This is a genomic window from Pseudomonas sp. 2822-17, from assembly GCF_002742485.1.
Taxonomy (GTDB): domain Bacteria; phylum Pseudomonadota; class Gammaproteobacteria; order Pseudomonadales; family Pseudomonadaceae; genus Aquipseudomonas; species Aquipseudomonas cyclaminis.
Window position 1 is genome coordinate 115,096 of sequence record NZ_LJRZ01000760.1, and the last position, 18,031, is coordinate 133,126.

Here is an 18,031-nt window from a genome sequence, read left to right on the forward strand (position 1 = left end):
TTGGAGGTCGTCATGCAAGCAGCCGCTCTGGAGAGCAGCACCGATGCGGTGCTGTGCCTGCGCAATATCAGCAAGGCCTACGGCCCGGTGCAGGTGTTGTCCCAGGTCAATGTGGATATTCGTCCCGGTGAAGTGCTGGCCCTGCTCGGCGAGAACGGTGCCGGCAAGTCGACCTTGTCGTCGATCATCGCCGGCCTCGTGCAACCCGAAGCCGGGGGCAGCATGACCTGGCTCGGCGCGCCGTATGCACCCGCCTCGCCGGGCGCGGCGCTGGGCGCGGGTATCGGCCTGATCCACCAGGAAATCCGTCTGCTGCCGCAATTGTCGATCGCCGAGAACATCTTTGTCGGTCGCCTGCCCATGCGTCATGGGCGGGTCGACCGCGATTACATCGAGACCCAGGCGCAGATCCAACTGGAACGCCTGGGGCTCAACGTGCCGGCTTCACGCAAGGTCGAAGGCCTGAGCGTGGCGGCCCAGCAATTGGTGGAAATCGCCAAGGCGCTGACGTTGAAGGCCAGCCTGCTGATTCTCGATGAACCGACCGCCGCGCTGGGCGCCGAAGAGACCGAGCTGCTGTTCAAGCAGGTCGAACGGCTGAAAGCCGAAGGCGTGTCGTTTATCTATATCAGCCATCGCCTGGAAGAAATCGCGCGTATCGCCGACCGCGTGCTGGTGCTGCGCGACGGGCGCCAGATCGCCCTGCACGCCACCGCGCAAGTGCCGGTGCGCGAGCTGGTGGAACAGATGGTCGGGCGCAGCCTGGAGCGGATTTTCCCCGCCTTGCAGGCGCCGCAGGAGCAGGTGATGTTGCAGGTCAAAGACCTGACCTGCCGCGAATTCGCCCTGCACGGCATCGACTTCAGTGTGCGGGCCGGCGAAGTGTTCGGCATTGCCGGGGTGGTCGGCGCCGGGCGTACAGAACTGGTGCGCACCATTGCCGGTGCGGCCCTGGATATCCACGGTCACATGGTGCTGGACGGCGAAGTCCGGCAGCTGCGCAGCCCGTTTGAAGCGATTCAGGCCGGCGTGGTGCTGGTGCCTGAAGACCGCAAGCAGCAAGGTGTGGTGGTGGAACATCGCATCGAAGACAACCTGGTCTACGGCAACACCGACCTGCTGGACAAACGCGGCTGGGTGCTCCCTGCCCCGCTGCGTGAATTCGCCCGCACCGCGGTGGCGCGGCTCGGCGTGAAAGGTGCACCGCAGTCGCGGATTTCCAGCTTGTCCGGCGGTAACCAGCAGAAAGTGATCATTGCCAAGTGGCTGGCGCGCAATCCCAAGGTGTTCATTCTGGATGAGCCGACACGGGGCATCGACGTGGGTGCGCGGGCGGCGATCTATGAAGTGATTGCGGATCTGGCGGCCAAGGGCATGGCGGTGATTGTGGTGAGTTCCGACCTGGATGAAGTGCTGGGGCTTTCACATCGGGTGATGGTGATGAGCCGAGGCCGGCAGATGGGAATCCTGGAGCGCGGCGAGGCCACACCGGTTTCAGTCATGGAAATGGCCACCGCGTAACTAAGGTCCTACAGAGATTCAAATGTGGGAGGGGCTTGCCCCCGATGGCAGTGGTTCAGTTACAGATGCATCAACTGACACTCCCTCATCGGGGCATAGGTATCTACACAACTCTCAAAGGCTTACACATAGCACTGTGGTGAGCGGGCTTGTCCCGCGCTGGGCTGCGAAGCGGCCCCAATAAGGTCACAGCAGAGTGCCAGAACCAATCGAGGTGAAGGTTTTGGGGCTGCTTCGCAGCCCAGCGCGGGACAAGCCCGCTCACCACAACAGCCCATTTGCCATAGATTCAGCATCCACTGGAAGTTGTGTAGATACCTATGCTCATCGGGGGCAAGCCCCCTCCCACAGGGGTTCCATTGTGATTTCAAGATTGGAGTAATTCATGCAGCTTTTTAGTCTTCAGGGCCAAGTGGCCTTTGTCACCGGTGCCGGCAGCGGCATCGGCCAAGCGATTGCCGTTGGTCTAGCCGAAGCCGGTGCCGACGTGGCGTGTTTTGACCTGCCCGGCAGCCCCGGCATCGCCAGCACCGTCGAGCGCATCCAGGCCCTGGGCCGTCGCGCCCTGGCCCTGAGCGGCACCGTCACCGAGCGCGCCGCGCTGGATGCAGCGGTCGCGCGAACCGAGCAAGAACTCGGCGAACTCAGCGTGGCCGTCAACTGCGCCGGCATCGCCAACGCCCAGGCCGCCGAGGACCTGGAACTGCAACGCTGGCAGACCACCCTGGACATCAACCTCACGGGCATCTTCCTGAGCTGCCAGGCCCAGGCCGCCGTGATGTTGCCGCGCGGCAAAGGCGCCATCGTCAATATCGCGTCCATGTCCGGCAGTATCGTCAACCGTGGCCTGCTGCAGGCGCACTACAACACCTCCAAGGCCGGCGTGATTCACCTGAGCAAAAGCCTGGCGATGGAATGGGCCGACAAGGGCCTGCGCGTGAATTGCATCAGCCCCGGCTACACCGCCACGCCGATGAACTCGCGCCCGGAAGTGGCCGACCAGGTGAAGATCTTTGAACAGACCACGCCCATGGGCCGCATGGCCAGCGTGGACGAAATGGTCGGCCCGGCGATCTTTCTGGTCAGCCAGGCCTCGTCTTTCTGCACCGGCGTCGACCTGTTGGTCGATGGCGGTTTTGTGTGCTGGTAGGAGTTGATCATGTCGCAACGATTCAGCGGTAAAACTGTAGTGATCACCGGCGCCTGCCGTGGCATCGGCGCCGGGATTGCCGAGCGTTTCGCCCAGGAAGGCGCCAACCTGGTGCTGGCCTCCAACGACCTGGAGCGCGTGACCTTCACCGCCGAGCAACTGGCCGGGGAATACGGCGTGAACGCCCTCGCCCTCGGCATCGATGTCACCGACGAAAGCGATATCGAAAAGCTCTACCGCGAAGGCCACGCCCGCTTCGGCAGCATCGACGTGTCGGTGCAGAACGCCGGCATCATCACCATCGACCACTACGACAAAATGCCCCGCGCAGACTTCGACAAGGTGCTGCAAGTCAACACCACCGGCGTGTGGCTGGGTTGCCGGGAAGCGGCCAAGTACATGGTCAAGCAAGGCAGCGGTCGGTTGATCAATACCTCGTCCGGCCAGGGTCGCCAGGGCTTTATCTACACGCCGCACTACGCCGCGAGCAAGATGGGCGTGATCGGCATCACCCAGAGCCTTTCGCTGGAGCTGGCGCCGCATAACATCACGGTCAATGCGTTTTGCCCCGGCATCATCGAAAGCGAGATGTGGGACTACAACGACCGCGTGTGGGGCGAGATCCTCAGCACCGACGAAAAGCGCTACGGCAAGGGCGAGTTGATGGCCGAATGGGTCAAGAACATCCCCCTGCGCCGTGCCGGCAAGCCCTCGGATGTAGCGGGCCTGGTCGCGTTCCTGGCCTCGGATGACGCGGCGTACCTGACCGGTCAGGCGATCAATATCGACGGCGGCCTGATCATGTCTTAAGGGTTTGGTATCCTCACCGACATTGTTTCACTCACTGAGGCCTTCATGAGCCAGATCGAAGAACAGCGCCTGATCACCAAGATCGCGAGCCTCTATTACGAAGAAGGGCTCAAGCAGTCCGAAATCTCCACGCAACTGGACCTGTCCCAGTCCTTTATCAGCCGCGCCCTGCGCCGGGCGCTGCAGGAAGGCGTCGTGAAGATCAGCGTGATGCGCCTGCAAGGCCTGCACCTGGAGCTGGAAACCCAACTGCAACGCCGCTACGGCGTGCGCCGGGTGATCGTGGTGGAAGCCACCGAGCCCGGCAATGACGAAAGCATCAAGCAAGCCATCGGCTCGGCCGCCGCCCACTACCTGGAAACCAGCCTGTCGCCCCAGGACCATATCGGTATTTCGTCGTGGAGCAGCACCATCCGCGCCATGGTCGGCCACCTGCATGCGCAGTCGGGCAAGCAAGGCGCCGAGGAAGTGGTGCAACTGCTGGGCGGCGTCGGCAACAAAGGCGCGTTCGAAGCCACGCTGCTGACCCAACGCCTGGCCACCCTGCTCAACTGCCCGGCGTATTTGCTGCCGTCCCAAAGCATCGAACAGTCGGTGCAGAGCAAGCAGCGCATCGTGCAGATGGAAGAGGTCAAGGAAGTGCTGCAACGCTTTGACAGCATCACCCTGGCGATTGTCGGCATCGGCGACCTGGAGCCCTCGCAATTGCTGCGCAACAGCGGCAACTACTACACCGAAGACATGCTGCGCCTGCTGGCCGAGCGCGGCGCGGTGGGTGATATCTGCCTGCGTTACTTCGATGCCCAGGGCAAACCGGTGCTGGAAGAAGATGAAGAATTCGTGGTGTCGGTGGCGCTGCCCAAGTTGCGCAGCATCCACCGCGTGCTCGGCCTGGCCGGCGGGCTGAACAAGGTCCAGGCGATTCGCGGCGCGCTCAAGGGCGGCTACCTGGACATCCTGATCACCGACCTGGATACCGCACAGGCCCTCAACCAATAACCTTTTTTTGGAGACAGCCGCTCATGACGTCCAAGCTCGAACAACTCAAGCAATTCACCACCGTGGTCTGCGACACCGGCGACCTGGAAGCCATCAGCCGCCTGCGCCCGGTGGACGCCACCACCAACCCGTCGCTGCTGCTCAAGGCCGCCGCCATCCCGGAATACGCCGAGTTGCTGCGTAACGCGGTGAGCGTGTCCAAAGGCGATGTCGACCTGGCCTGTGACCGTTTCGCGGTGTCGGTGGGTTGCGGCATTCTCAAGGTGATTCCGGGGCGTATCTCCACCGAAGTCGACGCACGCCTGTCCTTCGACCAAGACGCGCTGTGGGCCAAGGCCAACCAATTGATTGACCTGTACGACCAGGCCGGTGTCGGCCGCGACCGTGTGCTGATCAAACTGGCGTCCACCTGGGAAGGTATCCGCACCGCCGAGCGCCTGGAAAAAGCCGGCATCCAGACCAACCTCACCCTGCTGTTCTCCTTCGCCCAGGCCCAGGCCTGCGCCGATGCCGGGGTGTTTTTGATCTCGCCGTTCGTGGGCCGCATCTACGACTGGTACCGCAAGAGCACCGGCCTGGACTACACCGGCGCCGAAGACCCGGGCGTGCAGTCAGTGACGCGCATCTACAACTACTACAAGGCCAACGCCATCCCGACGGTGGTGATGGGCGCCAGCTTCCGCACCCTCAGCCAGATCGAACAACTGGCCGGCTGCGACCGCCTGACCATCAGCCCGGACCTGCTGCAAAAGCTCGCCGAAGATAACGCCCCGCTGGAGCGCAAACTGCAACCGGGCGCGGCGGGCGAAGCGCGTCAGCCGTTGAACGAAGCACAGTTCCGTTGGGCGTCGAATGAAGATGCGATGGCCACCGAGAAGCTGGCGGAAGGCATTCGACAGTTTGCGCGGGATCAGGAGAAGTTGGAGAAGGTGTTGGCGGCGTTATGAGCCCCAACCAGCCGGCAAGCCAACCGCGCACCTTGGTGTTCCTGGCTTACCCGCAAATGGGCCTGCTCGACCTGACTGGCGCCCAGACCGTGTTCTGGGCAGCCACCAAGGCCATGGCCGAACGGGGCTTGCCAGGCTATTTAGTGCATACCGCGAGCCTGGCGGGTGGATTGATACCAACAGCCGAAGGGTTGAGCGTCGATACCGTGCCCTTGGCGACATTTGATCCTGGCACCCTCGACACCTTAATCGTGCCCGGCGCGCCTGCCATTCAAGAGGCGATGGCCGCCAACACTGACCTGGTCGACTGGCTGCGTCACGCCTCCACCCGGGCGCGCCGCACGGCCTCGGTATGCAGCGGCACCTTCCTGCTCGCCCAGGCCGGCTTGCTCCAGGGCCGACGCGCCGCCACGCACTGGGCGATGTGCGACATGCTCAAGCGCGGTTTTCCGGGCATTGAGGTGGACATGGACGCGATCTTTATCCAGCAGGGCAACGTGTGGACGTCGGCGGGTGTAAGCGCCGGCATCGACCTGGCGCTGGCGTTGGTAGAGGCCGATTGCGGACGGCACGTCGCCCTGCAAGTGGCGCGGGAACTGGTGGTGTTTCTCAAGCGGCCCGGTGGTCAGGCACAGTTCAGTCAATTGCTGCAGGCGCAGACCGACGACACGGCCGGTTTCGACGCCCTGCACCTGTGGATCGCTGACAACCTGAGCGACAGCGACCTGACGGTCGAGCGCCTGGCCGAACAAAGCCGCATGAGCCCACGCAACTTCGCTCGGGTCTACAAGCAAAAAACCGGGCGCACACCGGCCAAGGCTATCGAACTGTTTCGCATGGAAGCGGCACGACGCCTGCTGGAAGACTCTCAACGCAACATCGACCAAGTCGCGCGACTGTGTGGTTTTGGCGACGAAGAACGGATGCGCTACACCTTCCATCGCCACCTTTCGATTTCCCCCCGTGACTACCGCGAGCGCTTTTCGCGGTAAACGCCGCATATGGCAGTAATTCAGGGTTAAGTGTCCTACCAGACAAACAGCGGTGCTTTTACAGTGATCCGGTAACGCCTCACGGCGTGAGCAACCATCTCGACTGGGTCTCTGGAGCAACTCATGAAACAGCACATCCTTATCATCGGCGCCGGGTTCGGTGGTGTCTGGAGCGCGTTGGGCGCCGCGCGCCTGCTGGATAAAAATGATCGCCACGACGTGCAAATCAGCGTGCTGGCGCCTCACCCGGAGCTGCGTATTCGTCCACGGTTCTATGAGGCACAGGTGCATACCATGCAGGCGCCCCTGAGCCCCTTGTTTGCGGCGGTTGGCGTGAACTTCATCGAGGGCACGGCCGACAGCATCGATGAAAATGCCAGGCAGGTGACCTATCGCGACCTGACAGGTATCCCCACTACCGTCCAGTATGATCGCCTGGTGCTGGCCGCTGGCAGCCGCTTGAATCGTCCGCCCATGGAAGGCATCGAGCATGTGTTCGATGTGGACCAGATCGAAGACGCCACGCGCCTCGAAGCGCATATCCATACCCTCAAACATCTGCCCGACAGCCCCGCGCGCAATACCGTGGTGGTGGCCGGTGGCGGTTTTACCGGCATAGAGACCGCCACCGAAATGCCGGCGCGCCTGCGTGAAGCACTGGGCGATAACGCCGATATCCGTGTGGTAGTGGTGGACCGTAGCCCGCAGATCGCCGCTTCCATGGGCGATGGCATTCGCCCTTCGATCATCGAAGCCAGCAAAGAATTGGGGCTGGAGTGGGTACTCAATAACTCCGTGGCCTCGGTGGATACCCGTGGCGTGACCCTGGCGGATGGCCAACGGATCGAATCCAGCACGGTGATCTGGACCATAGGCTTTCGCGCCAACCCCATGACCGAACAGGTCAGCGGCACTCGCGACCCGCAGGGCCGGTTGCATGTGGACGGCACGCTGAAGGTCAAAGGCCAGGCCGACATATTCGCCGCCGGTGACGTGGCCTACGCCGCCACCGACGACCTGGGCAACGTCGCCGCGATGTCCTGCCAGCACGCCATCGCCCTCGGCCGCTACGCCGGAAACAACGTCGCCGCCGACCTGATCGGCGTGGCGCCGATGACCTATAGCCAGCCCAAATACGTGACGTGCCTGGACCTCGGCGCCTGGGGCGCGGTGTACACCGAAGGCTGGGACCGCCAAGTGAAGCTCGTGGGCCAGGAAGCCAAGGACCTCAAGCACCAGATCAACAGCGTGTGGATCTACCCACCGGCGGCCGAGCGGGCAGCGGCCCTGGCGGCGGCTGACCCATTGATTCCCGTGGCCTGATTCACGCATCGCCTATACCAGCCGGCTCGCTCCTTGCTGCGCCGGCCCCCCCCCCGAGCGCCCGCCGATGATGATCAGGCGGGCGTTTTTTTGCTTGGCACGTTCATCGAGCACACCGGTCAGTCGCGCTCATCCAAGCCCCGCGCTGCAAACGCTCCCAGCACGCCGCCGACAATCGGCGCGAGCCAGAACAGCCAGAGCTGCGACAGGTAATCCCACCCGGCAAACAACGCCGGCCCGGTACTGCGCGCCGGGTTGACCGAGGTATTGGTCACGGGGATCAGGACCAGGTGAATCAGGGTCAGCGCCAGGCCGATGGCAATCGGTGCAAACCCGGCGACCGCACCCGGTGCAGTCACGCGCATGATGATCAGCACAAAGAAGAAGGTGGCGATCACCTCAGCCAGCAATGCGGCTTTCATGTCGAACAGGCCAGGACTCAGTTCGCCATAGCCGTTGGCGGCGAAACCACCCACTTCGAAAGCGGGCTGCCCGTCAGCGATCACGTACAGCGACGCAGCCGCCGCAATCGCCCCCACCACCTGCGCCACGATATACGGCAGCACATATGCACCGCACACACGGCGCCCGGCCCACAGGCCGATAGTCACCGCCGGGTTGAAGTGCCCGCCGGAGATACCGCCTACTGCGTAGGCCATGGTCAGGACAGTGAGGCCGAATGCCAGGGACACCCCGGCAAAACCAATGCCCAACTCGGGAAATGCTGCCGCCAGAATGGCGCTGCCACAGCCGCCGAACGTCAGCCAGAAAGTACCCAGAAACTCTGCGGTCAAACGCTTTTGCACACGTGACTCCGTTGCTGTTCAAGTGCCGTCACCACAGGGGCGTGGGCGGTCCCAGGCGACGGTAGCAATGGGTATCAAAGGGGGGTGTAAGACTTGTCTGGTTTTGGTTGAGGGCTTCACTAGCGCCCTCGCGGCAGCGGATAAAACATCCAAATTCCTGATCCGTCCTATTTGCCAGTTGCGACCAGACACCTCGCGCGCTAACCTTCTGGCTCGCAGCAAATGCTGCGATTGGACTTGGCGGTCCGAACAGATATAGGCGCAACAGCGCCCCCAACACGATTGCAGGCGCTTTTTTTGCGTCCGTGATTTCGTGCAATGGCGGGTTGCGCAGGGACTTCTTCGGAAGTGCCGGGTCCTATATCCCCGGTCCGCCAACCTTGCGTAATCCGCCACCCTAATTCTGCTTGGCGGCAGAAGGTGACGGCTCACTTAGATATGGGAGCAAGATCCATGACCGCACTAGATCGGTATATGCCCATCACGGGCCCCGATTGCACCATCCCTACCCTGCTCATCGACACCGAAGCGCCGCTGGATGCCCTGCATGACGCGGCGGTTTATCGCATTCGGGCTGTCACTCAAGTGCTTGAAAATCTAGCCCTGCGTGATGGGATCAGCAGTGATGCTGTTGTACTGCAGGATTTCGCATTGTTGCTGAGTATTCCGTTGCGTGACGGCTGCGATTTGCTGGATGTGATTGGGCGTAGATTGCAGGAGACTGCCGGGTAAATGAAAACGGGCGACCCAGCGGTCGCCCTCTATCCTAAATAAAATAGTTACTTGCGACCCGGACGTCCGAGCAGGTTGAGCCAAATGGTCGGCTCATCCATTGATCAAGTAACAGAGCATTCAACGCGACCTATTTTTTTTGTTGGTGAGCTTTGTAGGCAACGTGCCAGGCGGCGTTTAAAGGTGAAAAAAGTTCTCTCACCGAAATCAACTTATCCTCCTGCCCCTCATATTCCGAAAAAATTTTCTCTTGCTCGACCCTGAGTTCTTCTACCACTTTATTAAACAAACTATAGTCTTTCAGCTTTTTGACTTCCTGCTTTGACTGCAACCGCGCATCCAAAATAGCATGCAACTTACGGCCGTAACCGCTACCACATATAACTTCCGACTCCAACACTTCAAGATAATATCGTTCCAACTCAACAAGCCCTGCAATGGACTTCCGAACCGCTAAGTGATCGCCTGATAATCGTGAATCCAAAGAATCCACAACAAATTTTCGCCGCAAAAACGTCTCCTTCAATGCCCCCTGCGCGCTGCCGAACTCCGCATTTCCGGAGTAAAAAAGCAAAGAATTAATGGTCAACGTAATGACTTCAAGACACTCCTGCGGCGAGTAAATATTGACTCCCAAATGTTGCCCATTGGATTGTAGATCACCGTCCATGATTTCTAGCTGATAGGAAATTTTCAGCTCCTGCATCAGGTGCTGCATTTTCGTAATCAACAGATAACCTTGCAGATGCACCACAGGTCTCAAGTGTAGATAATGCAAAAGCTCCAAATAGTTGCTGCGCAACTTTACTAAACCAGATACAGCGCCTTCGTTCTGTTCAAGGTCAACGACATAGCTGCACCTCGTAGGAGAATTCTGCGGAAACACCCATTGATATAAAGCATCTTTATTGGCAAATCGAACTGCATGAGCAAAAGTTGCTTCGAGGCTATGCAAGCGATCAAAAAAAACTTCGCGATGCTTCAAGTACTGTTCGAAAGTCTGCGCTTTGAGCTGCTGTGCGATCACATCATCATGTTTAGCCTGAGCATGCTGTCGTTCACGCTCTTGCTCGCGCTGATACGCTTGATTATTACGCTGTTGAACCAACAAAAACACCAGTGTACCCAACGTAGCAGCAGCTCCCAGCAGTGTGAAAGCCCCCGACAGTATTGAACCAAATGCACCCCAGTCTTCTGTCTTACCCGAGATCGGTCCCAGCTTCACTCCATACGCGACCAATACTCCAACCGTAACCAACAACCCTAATGCCAAGGCGATCGCCGTTAAATAAGAGATCCATCTGTAGTATTTCAACTAAAACTTCCTGCAATTGAACGGCGATAGATAAAACAGATAGTAAAACTTATTAGCGAACTGTGATTTGAATGCGACGCTAGTTGTTCCCCACCCCCGTCCCAAACCTGCGAATCGCCAGGCAATACCCCGCCAACGCCACCGCCGCCAGCAACCCGCCCGCCACGCCGATCCAGGCGAAGCCGAAGTGGCTGCCGACCCAACTGCCCATCAGGGCGCCGCCGCCGATGCCGATGTTGTAGATGCCGGAGAACATCGCCATGGCCACATCCGTGGCGTCCGGCGCCAGTACCAGCACCTTGGATTGCATAGCCAGGCCGAAGCCCATGATCGCCATGCCCCAGAAAATGCTCAGGATCACCAGGTACGACTCGGCGCCGCTCAGGGGCAGCATCAGCGTCAGGCACGCGGCGAGGATAAACACTGCGCCGACCACAAACAGGTGCGGGTTGAAGCGGTGCACCAGGCTGAACAGCAACGAGCCGATGATGCCCGCGCCGCCGAAGACCAGCAGGATCAGGGTCACGGCGCCGCCATCCATGCCGGCCACGCCTTCGACGAAGGGTTCGATATAGCTGTAGGCGGTGAATTGCGCAGTCACCGTGAGCGCGGTCAGCACGTACAGCGCCACCAGCGCCGGGCGCTTGAACAACAGCGGCAGGCTGCGCAGGGAGCCGGAGTTCTGGCTCGGCAACGGCGGCAAGGTGCGCGCCAGCCAGAACACCAGCCCGGCCGCGAAAACACCGATGACCAGGAAGGTGGTGCGCCAGCCCATGGCTTCGCCGAGCAGGCGACCCAGGGGAATCCCCAACACCATCGCCAATGACGTACCGGTCGCCAGTAACCCCAGGGCCTGCACCTGCTTGCCTTCCGGCGCCAGGCGCACCGCCAGGGACGCAGTGATCGACCAGAACAACGCATGGGACAAGGCAATGCCGACGCGGCTGACCATCAGCAAGCCAAAACTGTTGGCGACGCTGGAGAGGATATGGCTGACGATAAACATGCCGAACAGCACGATCAGCAATTTGCGCCGCTCGACGTTGCGCGTCAGCAGCATCACCGGCAGCGAGGTCAGGGACACGATCCAGGCGTAAATGGTGAGCATCAGGCCGACGCTGGACACGGGCATGTCGAAGCTCGCACCGATGGCGCTGAGCAGGCCGACCGGCACGAATTCGGTGGTATTGAACACAAACGCGGCCAGCGCAAGGGCGATGACCGGTTGCCAGTTGGCTTGGGGGGTTGCGGCTGAAATGCTCATTGAAGGGCGAGGTACTCTGGCGATGATCGAGCGGCCACCCAGGACAAGCGCCGCCGCCCGACATTCTATAGGTTTCTCGGCCGGCTGTTGACGCTCATCCCCCTCAAAATACCTTCAGTTTTGTCACGGTGCGGTCACGGTGACCACATAGTTCCCAGACTGAATGGGCTTGCCGGTGCTGTCTACCACCCGATACCGCTGGTCGTAATATCGCCCGCTGCCGCTGTCGGCCACCAGCCTCACGTTGCCCACGGCGTTGACCGTGGTGACCGGCCGTACGTCGAACTGACTGCCTCCTCGCTTTAAGGAACGACTGGTAGACAGGCCCGACTATTAAGGTTCCACCCGTCCCATCAACTCGGGAATGTTCTCCGGCCGATTTGCGTACCGCTGTGCCAACGCCGCACAGACCATCAATTGGATCTGGTGAAACAGCATCAATGGCAGGATCAGCACGCCCATGCTCGCCCCGGCAAACAGCACCTGGGCCATGGGTACGCCGGTCGCGAGACTCTTCTTCGAGCCGCAGAACAAAATGGTGATGCGGTCCTCCTGACTGAAGCCGAACGCCTTGCCCAGCACGCTGGAAGCCACCAGCACCAAGGCCAGCAGCACACAGCAGGCGACCACCAGACCACCCAGTTCCCACAGCGGGATCTGGTGCCAGATGCCTTCATTGACTGCCTCGCTGAACGCGCCGTAGACCACCAGCAGGATCGAGCCCTGATCGACAAATTTCAGCCAGGCTTTGTTGCGGCCGACCCATTCGCCGATCCAGCGGCGCGCGATTTGCCCTGCGATAAATGGCAGCAGCAACTGCACGCTGATTTTCAGGATTGCGTCGACGGTGGAGCTGCCTTCACCGTGCACATTGAGCAACAACGTCACCAGCAACGGCGTCAGGAAGATACCGAACAGGCTCGACGCCGCCGCGCTGCAAATCGCCGCGGGGATATTGCCCCGCGCCAATGAGGTGAAGGCAATTGCCGATTGCACGGTGGCCGGCAAGGCACAGAGGTAAAGCATGCCCATGTAAAGGTCTTTGCCGATCAGCGGCGACAGCACCGGCTTGAGCGCCAGGCCCAATAAGGGGAACAGCACGAAGGTCAGGCTGAACACCAGCAGGTGCAGGCGCCAATGGCCGGCACCGGCGACGATGGCCTGGCGCGATAGCTTGGCGCCGTGCAGGAAGAACAGCAGCGCGATGGCCAGGTTGGTGACCCAGCCGAAAGCCACGGCGGTCTGGCCGCTGGCGGGCAGCAAGGACGCGAGGATCACCGTGGCGATCAGGGTCAGGGTGAAGTTGTCGGGCAGAAAACGGGGGCGGGTCATAAGCGGATCTTCCAGGGGTTGCCAAGAGCGTCACCGCGACTCTAACGTAACAGCCTGTTACCGACTAACGCCAATGAGCCAGTAAATGCCGCCTAAAGGACATGACAAGACCGTGCGCCGCAGTATCCCCGGGCTGTCCAGCCTGCCACGGCCGGTGTATGGGCGAACTGAATCCTTGCCCAATCGCGCGTTGACCCGGCGTCACAGTCACCCGTGGGTGCAATTGTCTTACGCGATTTCCGGGGTGCTGGAGATCCAGACCAGCGCCGGCCGTTTTGTCGCGCCGCCGCAGCGGGCGGTGTGGATCCCGGCGGGCATGCCGCACCGGGTGTACAGCTCGCCCCACACTGAAATGCGCAGCTTGTATCTGGATTGCAGCGTGACCGCCTGGGCCTCGCAGCTTTGCCATGTGCTGGAAGTGAGCAGCCTGTTGCGCGAATTGATCCGCAGCTTCAGTGAAGTGCCGGTGGAGTATGCCGAGGACGGTCCAGATGGGCGCCTGGCCCAAGTAGTCCTGGACCAACTCGCCGCCGCGCCCCACGTGGACTTGATGCTGCCCCTGCCCCTCGACCCGCGTTTGCGCCAGATCTACCGCAGCCTGAACCTGCGCCCGGAGCAACAGACCACCTTGGGGCACTGGAGCGAAAAACTGGCGGTCAGCGAAAAGACCCTCAGCCGCTTGTTCTTGAAGGACACCGGCCTGACCTTCCGCGCCTGGCGCCAGCGCTTGCGACTGTTGAGCGCCCTGCCCGCCCTGGAGCAAGGCGAGCGGGTGACGGATGTGGCGCTGGGGTGCGGGTATGAGTCGACGTCGGCGTTTATCAATGCGTTTCGGCAGCAGTTTGATGCCACACCGGGTGAGTTCTTTCGGTGAGCCCTCACACCCTGAATACCCCCGGCACCCGCCCGCTCTGCGTGGAAATGCTGTTCCACACTTCGCCCGGCTGCTATTGTGCCGCGCTTTGAAAAATGGCCACCGACCTGCGAGGAAATGCACGTTGAACACTGACGAAAAAATGACCGGGGACCTGTTCGAGGTCGATAAGCGCCTGTCACTCAAACCCGTGGTGGACTTCAACACCTACCTGCGCAGCGCCTTTGGCGACGGCCCGTGCACCTGCATCCGCTGCACCGCCAGTGGCGGCGACGAAAGCGGCTATGCGTTCCAGCACATGTTCACCTTCGACGGCAAACCCACCCACCGTCGCTTCGCCTCCACGGCGGGCAGTGATGTGTTGATGGCGTTGAAGAGGGCCTGGTTGTCTTACACCAAGGCCGAGTTGCCGCTGAGCGGCGTGCTGACGCTGGAAACGGTGAAAGAGTTTGTCGAACCGCAGTTGCACAAACGCCTGGCACCGCTGTTTCTGGCCAGCGGGTTGGTCAAGGCGGTGGACACTGAGCTGCACCTGCAACCACAAGCCGCCGCCTGACGGGCCAGCTAGGCCGGGCGGGCAGCGCCCACGTTGAACCCTGGGGTCAGCGTGTCCAGCGGCTCAGCCACTGGCCGCTCGTCGATCCCCGGCAGCAGGATGACCTTGCGGCAATCCTCTTCGCCCTTGTCGAACAGCTCATAACCTCGCGCCGCCTGCTCCAGTGACAGGCGGTGCGTGACGATCGCCTCGGGGTTCAGGTGCCCCAACTCAATATGCTCCAATAACTCCGGCAAAAAACGCTGCACGTGGGTCTGGCCCATCTTGAACGTCAGGCCCTTGTCGAACGCGTCGCCAAACATGAACCCGTGGATAAACCCGGCGTACACCCCCGCCACGCTGACCACCCCGCCGCGGCGCACGGCGGCGATGCACTGGCGCAAGGCCTTGCCGCTGCTGCCTTCGATCTTGAGCGTGGTCAGGATGGTTTCGGTGGTACTGCCCTTGGCCTCGAAGCCGACCGCGTCGACCACCCCATCGACGCCGCGCATGCCGGCGGTCTGGCGGATGATGGTGTCGGCGGGGTCATCGTCCTGCTCGAAGTTGATCGGGATCACGCCATACATTTTCTGCGCGTAGGCCAGGCGGTACGGGTGGTCGTCGACCATGAAAATCTGCGCGGCGCCCAGCATCTGTGCGCACGCGGCGCTGAGCAGACCCACCGGCCCCGCGCCATAAATCGCCACGCTTGAGCCCTGCCCGATCTCGGCGTTGGTCACCGCCTGCCAGGCCGTGGGCAGGATGTCGGAGAGGAACAGCACCTTTTCATCCGCCAGCAAGCCAGGCACCTTGAACGGCCCGGTATTGGCCTTGGGCACGCGCACCAGTTCGGCCTGGCCGCCGGGAATGCCGCCGTAGAGACGACTGTAGCCAAACAGTGCCGCGCCCGGTGGGATCGCCTTTTTATTCAGGATCGCACCGCGCCCATCGTTGGTGGTTTCGCAGGCGGCAAACTGCTGGAGTTGGCAGAAGAAACAATCGCCACAGGCGATCACAAACGGGATCACCACCCGGTCGCCACGCTGCACTGCCGTCACCGCCGGGCCGGTCTCTTCAACAATGCCCATGAATTCATGGCCGAAAATATCACCGTGTTCGACCGTGGGGATCTTGCCCCGGTACAGGTGCAGATCCGAGCCACAGATCGCCGTGGCCGTGACTCGCAGAATAATGTCGTCGGGTTGCTCAATGATCGGATCGGGCACCGTGTCCACCTGCACCTTGTGGGCGCCCTGGAAAGTCATCGCTCGCATGCTCTGCGCTCCTGCTCTTGAGGGATTTATTATTAAGGGCCACACAGACGGCGAGTGTTCACTTGGCCTGGGCCAGCACCCGATCAATGGTCAGCGCGGCTCTGGGCCAGCAGACGGTCGACCACCTGTTGCAGGCACGCAAACGCTTCGGCGCCCGAAGCCTGGGCGGCGGCGTGGCAGTGCAGTTGCTCGACAGCGCTGTTACCGCCGTCCAGCAACCTGTGCAAGGTGTCAAACAGCTGCGGCTCCCCCAGGGCGTCAGCGGTGGCCGCGAAAGTGCGTTCGGCCTGTTGCAACCACTGCTCGGCAGTGCCCGTTGCGCCGTGATCGTCCAGCGCAAAGGTGCCGGCAGCGCCGTAGCGCTTGGCCTGCCATCGGTTTTCCTGGAGCAGCCAGCGGCTTTCGGCGGTGAAGGCCACACCGGGCGATGGCAGGCCACAGGCATGGGTGACCATCACGCGGTAAAACGTGGCCAGGGCCAGGGCGTCGGCCATCCTGGGGCAAGCATCGGTCATGCGCAGTTCCAGCGTCGGGTAGCGCGCCGCCGGGCGAATGCCCCACCAGCCGTTGCCATCGGCCTTGATCGCGCCGATGCGTTGCAGCAGTGCCAGGTACCGCTGATACGCGGCCCAATCGGCGAAGTGTTCCGGCACGCCCATGCGCGGCCATTCATCACAAACGGCCTGGCGGTAGCTCATGAACCCTGTGGGCGCACCGTCCCAGAACGGCGACGAGCAACTGAGCAGCAACAACAATGGCAACCAGGACGAAACCTGATTCATTACCGCAATACGGTCCACATCCGTCGGCACCGCGACATGCACATGCAAGCCGCACAGCACGCTGCGCCGCGCGACATGCTGGATAGCGTCGAACAATTGCCGGAAATGCGCGCGCTCCGTGGGCGCCTGCTCCCGCCAGTCAGCCAACGGATGGCTGCCGGCACACACCACACCCAGGCCGAATTCGCCGAGAGATCGGGCCAGGTCATGCCGCACCGTCGCCAGGTACTCCGCCGCCTCATGGCTGGTGTGGAACACCGGCGACGCCACCTCGATCTGCCCTTGGAACATTTCATCCGCAAAGCCTGCGCCAATAGCCTTCCGGCAGGCGGCCAAGACCGCCGCCGAAGGCTCGGCCAGCATGCGCCGGGTGTGCAGGTCGGTGATGAAATACTCCTCCTCGATGCCGAAGGTGAGCATCGACGTCAACGCAGGCGCGTAACGGTGAGCGCGACCACGGCAATCCGCTCGACACGCTCGTAGCCCGGCTTGTCCAGCTCTTCGCCAAACACGTCGGGGTCAAGCTCGCGGTAGGTCCAGCCATAGGCATGGCTGCCGAGCAATGGTTTGACGGCCGCCAGGAACGGGTCCTCGCCACCAGCAACGATCGCCACGCCGGTGTACAACACCAGGCTACCGCCCAGCGCCAGGCTCCCCATGGATTCGCCGACAATGCGCACCGACAATTGCTCGCCCAGTGCGCCGCCGCCATGCCGATACGCACGCTGGCGGTCATCATTCATATAGGGCGGGTTGGCGACGATAAGGTCGAACTCGCCTTCGACGCTGCCCAATACGTCGCTGTGGTACGCGACCACATTGGCCAGCCCCGCCAACTCGGCATTCACTGCGGTCAGGCGCAGCGCGCGCGGGTTGATGTCCACCGCCAACACCTCGGCGTCGTGCCGTGCCCGAGCCACCACCAGTGCGCCCACGCCCGCGCCGCAGCCGATGTCCACCGCGCGCTTGATGGGCTCGAAACGCTGTTGCAGATGCGCTTCAATCAGGTGCGCGAAGCGGTAACTGTCGGGCCCGAAAAACACCGCATCCGACTGGGTCGTGGGGTACGCCGAGTGAACGAACAACAGGTCATCCAGGCTCGACCAGCGCACGGCGCTGCGCCACAGCGAATCGTGCTTTTCGATCACGTCGGCCTGCTGCAATTCTTCGCAGAACGCCTCGGGCAACAGCGCGCCGTCAAACGGCATCGACCAACCGAACACGTCGCGCAGGTCCATTGCCAGCGGCGTCGCCAGGCGCTGGAATACCCGCTCATGGGTCATGGGCGTCGGCGTGATAAAGCGGTAGCCGCTCTCCTTCAAGCCCCGGCCCAGGTTGAGCAGTGCGCGATCAGCGAGTTGTTGTGCAGACATGG

The 18,031-nt window shown here is 61.7% G+C and carries 17 protein-coding genes and 1 pseudogene; 10 read left to right on the top strand and 8 right to left on the bottom strand.

Annotated elements, in window-relative coordinates:
* Positions 1-12: 12 nt before the first annotated feature.
* From AOA60_RS27020 to AOA60_RS27050, 7 genes are all read left to right on the top strand, one after another.
* Complete coding sequence (locus tag AOA60_RS27020) at positions 13-1,521, top strand: sugar ABC transporter ATP-binding protein (RefSeq protein ID WP_099586944.1); 1,509 nt, start codon at positions 13-15, stop codon at positions 1,519-1,521.
* Positions 1,522-1,906: 385 nt separating this feature from the next.
* Complete coding sequence (locus tag AOA60_RS27025) at positions 1,907-2,671, top strand: SDR family oxidoreductase (RefSeq protein ID WP_099586945.1); 765 nt, start codon at positions 1,907-1,909, stop codon at positions 2,669-2,671.
* A gap of 9 nt (positions 2,672-2,680) precedes the next feature.
* Positions 2,681-3,481: an SDR family oxidoreductase gene (locus AOA60_RS27030; RefSeq protein ID WP_099586946.1), complete on the top strand. Its 801-nt coding sequence runs from the start codon at positions 2,681-2,683 to the stop codon at positions 3,479-3,481.
* A gap of 45 nt (positions 3,482-3,526) precedes the next feature.
* On the top strand, positions 3,527-4,480 hold the full coding sequence (locus AOA60_RS27035; RefSeq protein ID WP_032889554.1) for a sugar-binding transcriptional regulator: 954 nt from the start codon (positions 3,527-3,529) through the stop codon (positions 4,478-4,480).
* A gap of 23 nt (positions 4,481-4,503) precedes the next feature.
* Positions 4,504-5,427 (top strand): transaldolase, encoded by a 924-nt coding sequence (gene tal / locus AOA60_RS27040; RefSeq protein WP_099586947.1) that lies wholly within the window; start codon positions 4,504-4,506, stop codon positions 5,425-5,427.
* Entirely contained in the window at positions 5,424-6,419 is a 996-nt protein-coding gene (locus tag AOA60_RS27045) for a GlxA family transcriptional regulator (protein ID WP_099586948.1), read from the top strand. The genes tal and AOA60_RS27045 overlap by 4 nt, the downstream gene beginning before the upstream one ends.
* Before the next feature lie 123 nt (positions 6,420-6,542).
* On the top strand, positions 6,543-7,742 hold the full coding sequence (locus tag AOA60_RS27050; RefSeq protein WP_099586949.1) for an NAD(P)/FAD-dependent oxidoreductase: 1,200 nt from the start codon (positions 6,543-6,545) through the stop codon (positions 7,740-7,742).
* 119 nt (positions 7,743-7,861) lie between these two features.
* Here AOA60_RS27050 and aqpZ read toward each other — a convergent pair whose 3' ends face one another.
* Entirely contained in the window at positions 7,862-8,548 is a 687-nt protein-coding gene (gene aqpZ / locus AOA60_RS27055) for an aquaporin Z (RefSeq protein ID WP_099586950.1), read from the bottom strand.
* 474 nt (positions 8,549-9,022) lie between these two features.
* Here aqpZ and AOA60_RS27060 point away from each other — a divergent pair, with 474 nt between their 5' ends.
* Positions 9,023-9,280 carry a hypothetical protein gene (locus tag AOA60_RS27060; RefSeq protein ID WP_099586951.1) on the top strand — a complete coding sequence of 86 codons (258 nt, stop codon included), beginning with the start codon at positions 9,023-9,025 and terminating at the stop codon, positions 9,278-9,280.
* 130 nt (positions 9,281-9,410) lie between these two features.
* Here AOA60_RS27060 and AOA60_RS32415 read toward each other — a convergent pair whose 3' ends face one another.
* The 4 genes and pseudogenes from AOA60_RS32415 to AOA60_RS27085 all read right to left on the bottom strand — a co-directional run bounded on the left by AOA60_RS32415 (position 9,411) and on the right by AOA60_RS27085 (position 13,191).
* A complete protein-coding gene (locus AOA60_RS32415) occupies positions 9,411-10,595 on the bottom strand; it encodes a hypothetical protein (RefSeq protein ID WP_143522569.1) in 1,185 nt (394 codons plus the stop codon).
* Positions 10,596-10,674: 79 nt separating this feature from the next.
* Complete coding sequence (locus tag AOA60_RS27075; RefSeq protein ID WP_099586954.1) at positions 10,675-11,859, bottom strand: sugar transporter; 1,185 nt, start codon at positions 11,857-11,859, stop codon at positions 10,675-10,677.
* Positions 11,860-11,982: 123 nt separating this feature from the next.
* Positions 11,983-12,153: pseudogene (locus tag AOA60_RS34060) on the bottom strand (type 1 fimbrial protein); the annotation flags it as partial.
* A gap of 39 nt (positions 12,154-12,192) precedes the next feature.
* A complete protein-coding gene (locus AOA60_RS27085; RefSeq protein ID WP_099586955.1) occupies positions 12,193-13,191 on the bottom strand; it encodes a bile acid:sodium symporter family protein in 999 nt (332 codons plus the stop codon).
* A gap of 85 nt (positions 13,192-13,276) precedes the next feature.
* On the opposite strand from AOA60_RS27085, the gene AOA60_RS27090 reads away from it, so the two are divergent.
* On the top strand, positions 13,277-14,065 hold the full coding sequence (locus AOA60_RS27090; protein WP_099586956.1) for a helix-turn-helix domain-containing protein: 789 nt from the start codon (positions 13,277-13,279) through the stop codon (positions 14,063-14,065).
* A 124-nt stretch (positions 14,066-14,189) separates the two neighbouring features.
* Complete coding sequence (locus AOA60_RS27095; RefSeq protein ID WP_099586957.1) at positions 14,190-14,621, top strand: hypothetical protein; 432 nt, start codon at positions 14,190-14,192, stop codon at positions 14,619-14,621.
* An 8-nt stretch (positions 14,622-14,629) separates the two neighbouring features.
* Here AOA60_RS27095 and AOA60_RS27100 read toward each other — a convergent pair whose 3' ends face one another.
* The 3 genes from AOA60_RS27100 to AOA60_RS27110 all read right to left on the bottom strand — a co-directional run bounded on the left by AOA60_RS27100 (position 14,630) and on the right by AOA60_RS27110 (position 18,029).
* Complete coding sequence (locus AOA60_RS27100; protein WP_099586958.1) at positions 14,630-15,874, bottom strand: zinc-dependent alcohol dehydrogenase; 1,245 nt, start codon at positions 15,872-15,874, stop codon at positions 14,630-14,632.
* Between the two features lie 83 nt (positions 15,875-15,957).
* Positions 15,958-17,076, bottom strand: a complete 1,119-nt coding sequence (locus tag AOA60_RS27105) for a carboxylate-amine ligase (protein ID WP_099586959.1) — start codon at positions 17,074-17,076, stop codon at positions 15,958-15,960.
* A gap of 5 nt (positions 17,077-17,081) precedes the next feature.
* Positions 17,082-18,029, bottom strand: a complete 948-nt coding sequence (locus tag AOA60_RS27110; RefSeq protein ID WP_099586960.1) for a class I SAM-dependent methyltransferase — start codon at positions 18,027-18,029, stop codon at positions 17,082-17,084.
* Positions 18,030-18,031: the final 2 nt, after the last annotated feature.

What these genes read in the sequence shown, in the direction of transcription:
- AOA60_RS27030 (WP_099586946.1), top strand. Translation starts at nt 2,681, where the DNA reads ATGTCGCAACGATTCAGCGGTAAAACTGTAGTGATCACCGGCGCCTGC.
- tal (WP_099586947.1), top strand. Translation starts at nt 4,504, where the DNA reads ATGACGTCCAAGCTCGAACAACTCAAGCAATTCACCACCGTGGTCTGC.
- AOA60_RS27085 (WP_099586955.1), bottom strand. Translation starts at nt 13,191, where the DNA reads ATGACCCGCCCCCGTTTTCTGCCCGACAACTTCACCCTGACCCTGATC.
- AOA60_RS27035 (WP_032889554.1), top strand. Translation starts at nt 3,527, where the DNA reads ATGAGCCAGATCGAAGAACAGCGCCTGATCACCAAGATCGCGAGCCTC.
- AOA60_RS27045 (WP_099586948.1), top strand. Translation starts at nt 5,424, where the DNA reads ATGAGCCCCAACCAGCCGGCAAGCCAACCGCGCACCTTGGTGTTCCTG.
- AOA60_RS27100 (WP_099586958.1), bottom strand. Translation starts at nt 15,874, where the DNA reads ATGCGAGCGATGACTTTCCAGGGCGCCCACAAGGTGCAGGTGGACACG.
- AOA60_RS27020 (WP_099586944.1), top strand. Translation starts at nt 13, where the DNA reads ATGCAAGCAGCCGCTCTGGAGAGCAGCACCGATGCGGTGCTGTGCCTG.
- AOA60_RS27110 (WP_099586960.1), bottom strand. Translation starts at nt 18,029, where the DNA reads ATGTCTGCACAACAACTCGCTGATCGCGCACTGCTCAACCTGGGCCGG.
- AOA60_RS27075 (WP_099586954.1), bottom strand. Translation starts at nt 11,859, where the DNA reads ATGAGCATTTCAGCCGCAACCCCCCAAGCCAACTGGCAACCGGTCATC.
- AOA60_RS27025 (WP_099586945.1), top strand. Translation starts at nt 1,907, where the DNA reads ATGCAGCTTTTTAGTCTTCAGGGCCAAGTGGCCTTTGTCACCGGTGCC.
- AOA60_RS27105 (WP_099586959.1), bottom strand. Translation starts at nt 17,076, where the DNA reads ATGCTCACCTTCGGCATCGAGGAGGAGTATTTCATCACCGACCTGCAC.
- AOA60_RS27090 (WP_099586956.1), top strand. Translation starts at nt 13,277, where the DNA reads ATGCCGCCTAAAGGACATGACAAGACCGTGCGCCGCAGTATCCCCGGG.
- AOA60_RS27060 (WP_099586951.1), top strand. Translation starts at nt 9,023, where the DNA reads ATGCCCATCACGGGCCCCGATTGCACCATCCCTACCCTGCTCATCGAC.
- AOA60_RS27050 (WP_099586949.1), top strand. Translation starts at nt 6,543, where the DNA reads ATGAAACAGCACATCCTTATCATCGGCGCCGGGTTCGGTGGTGTCTGG.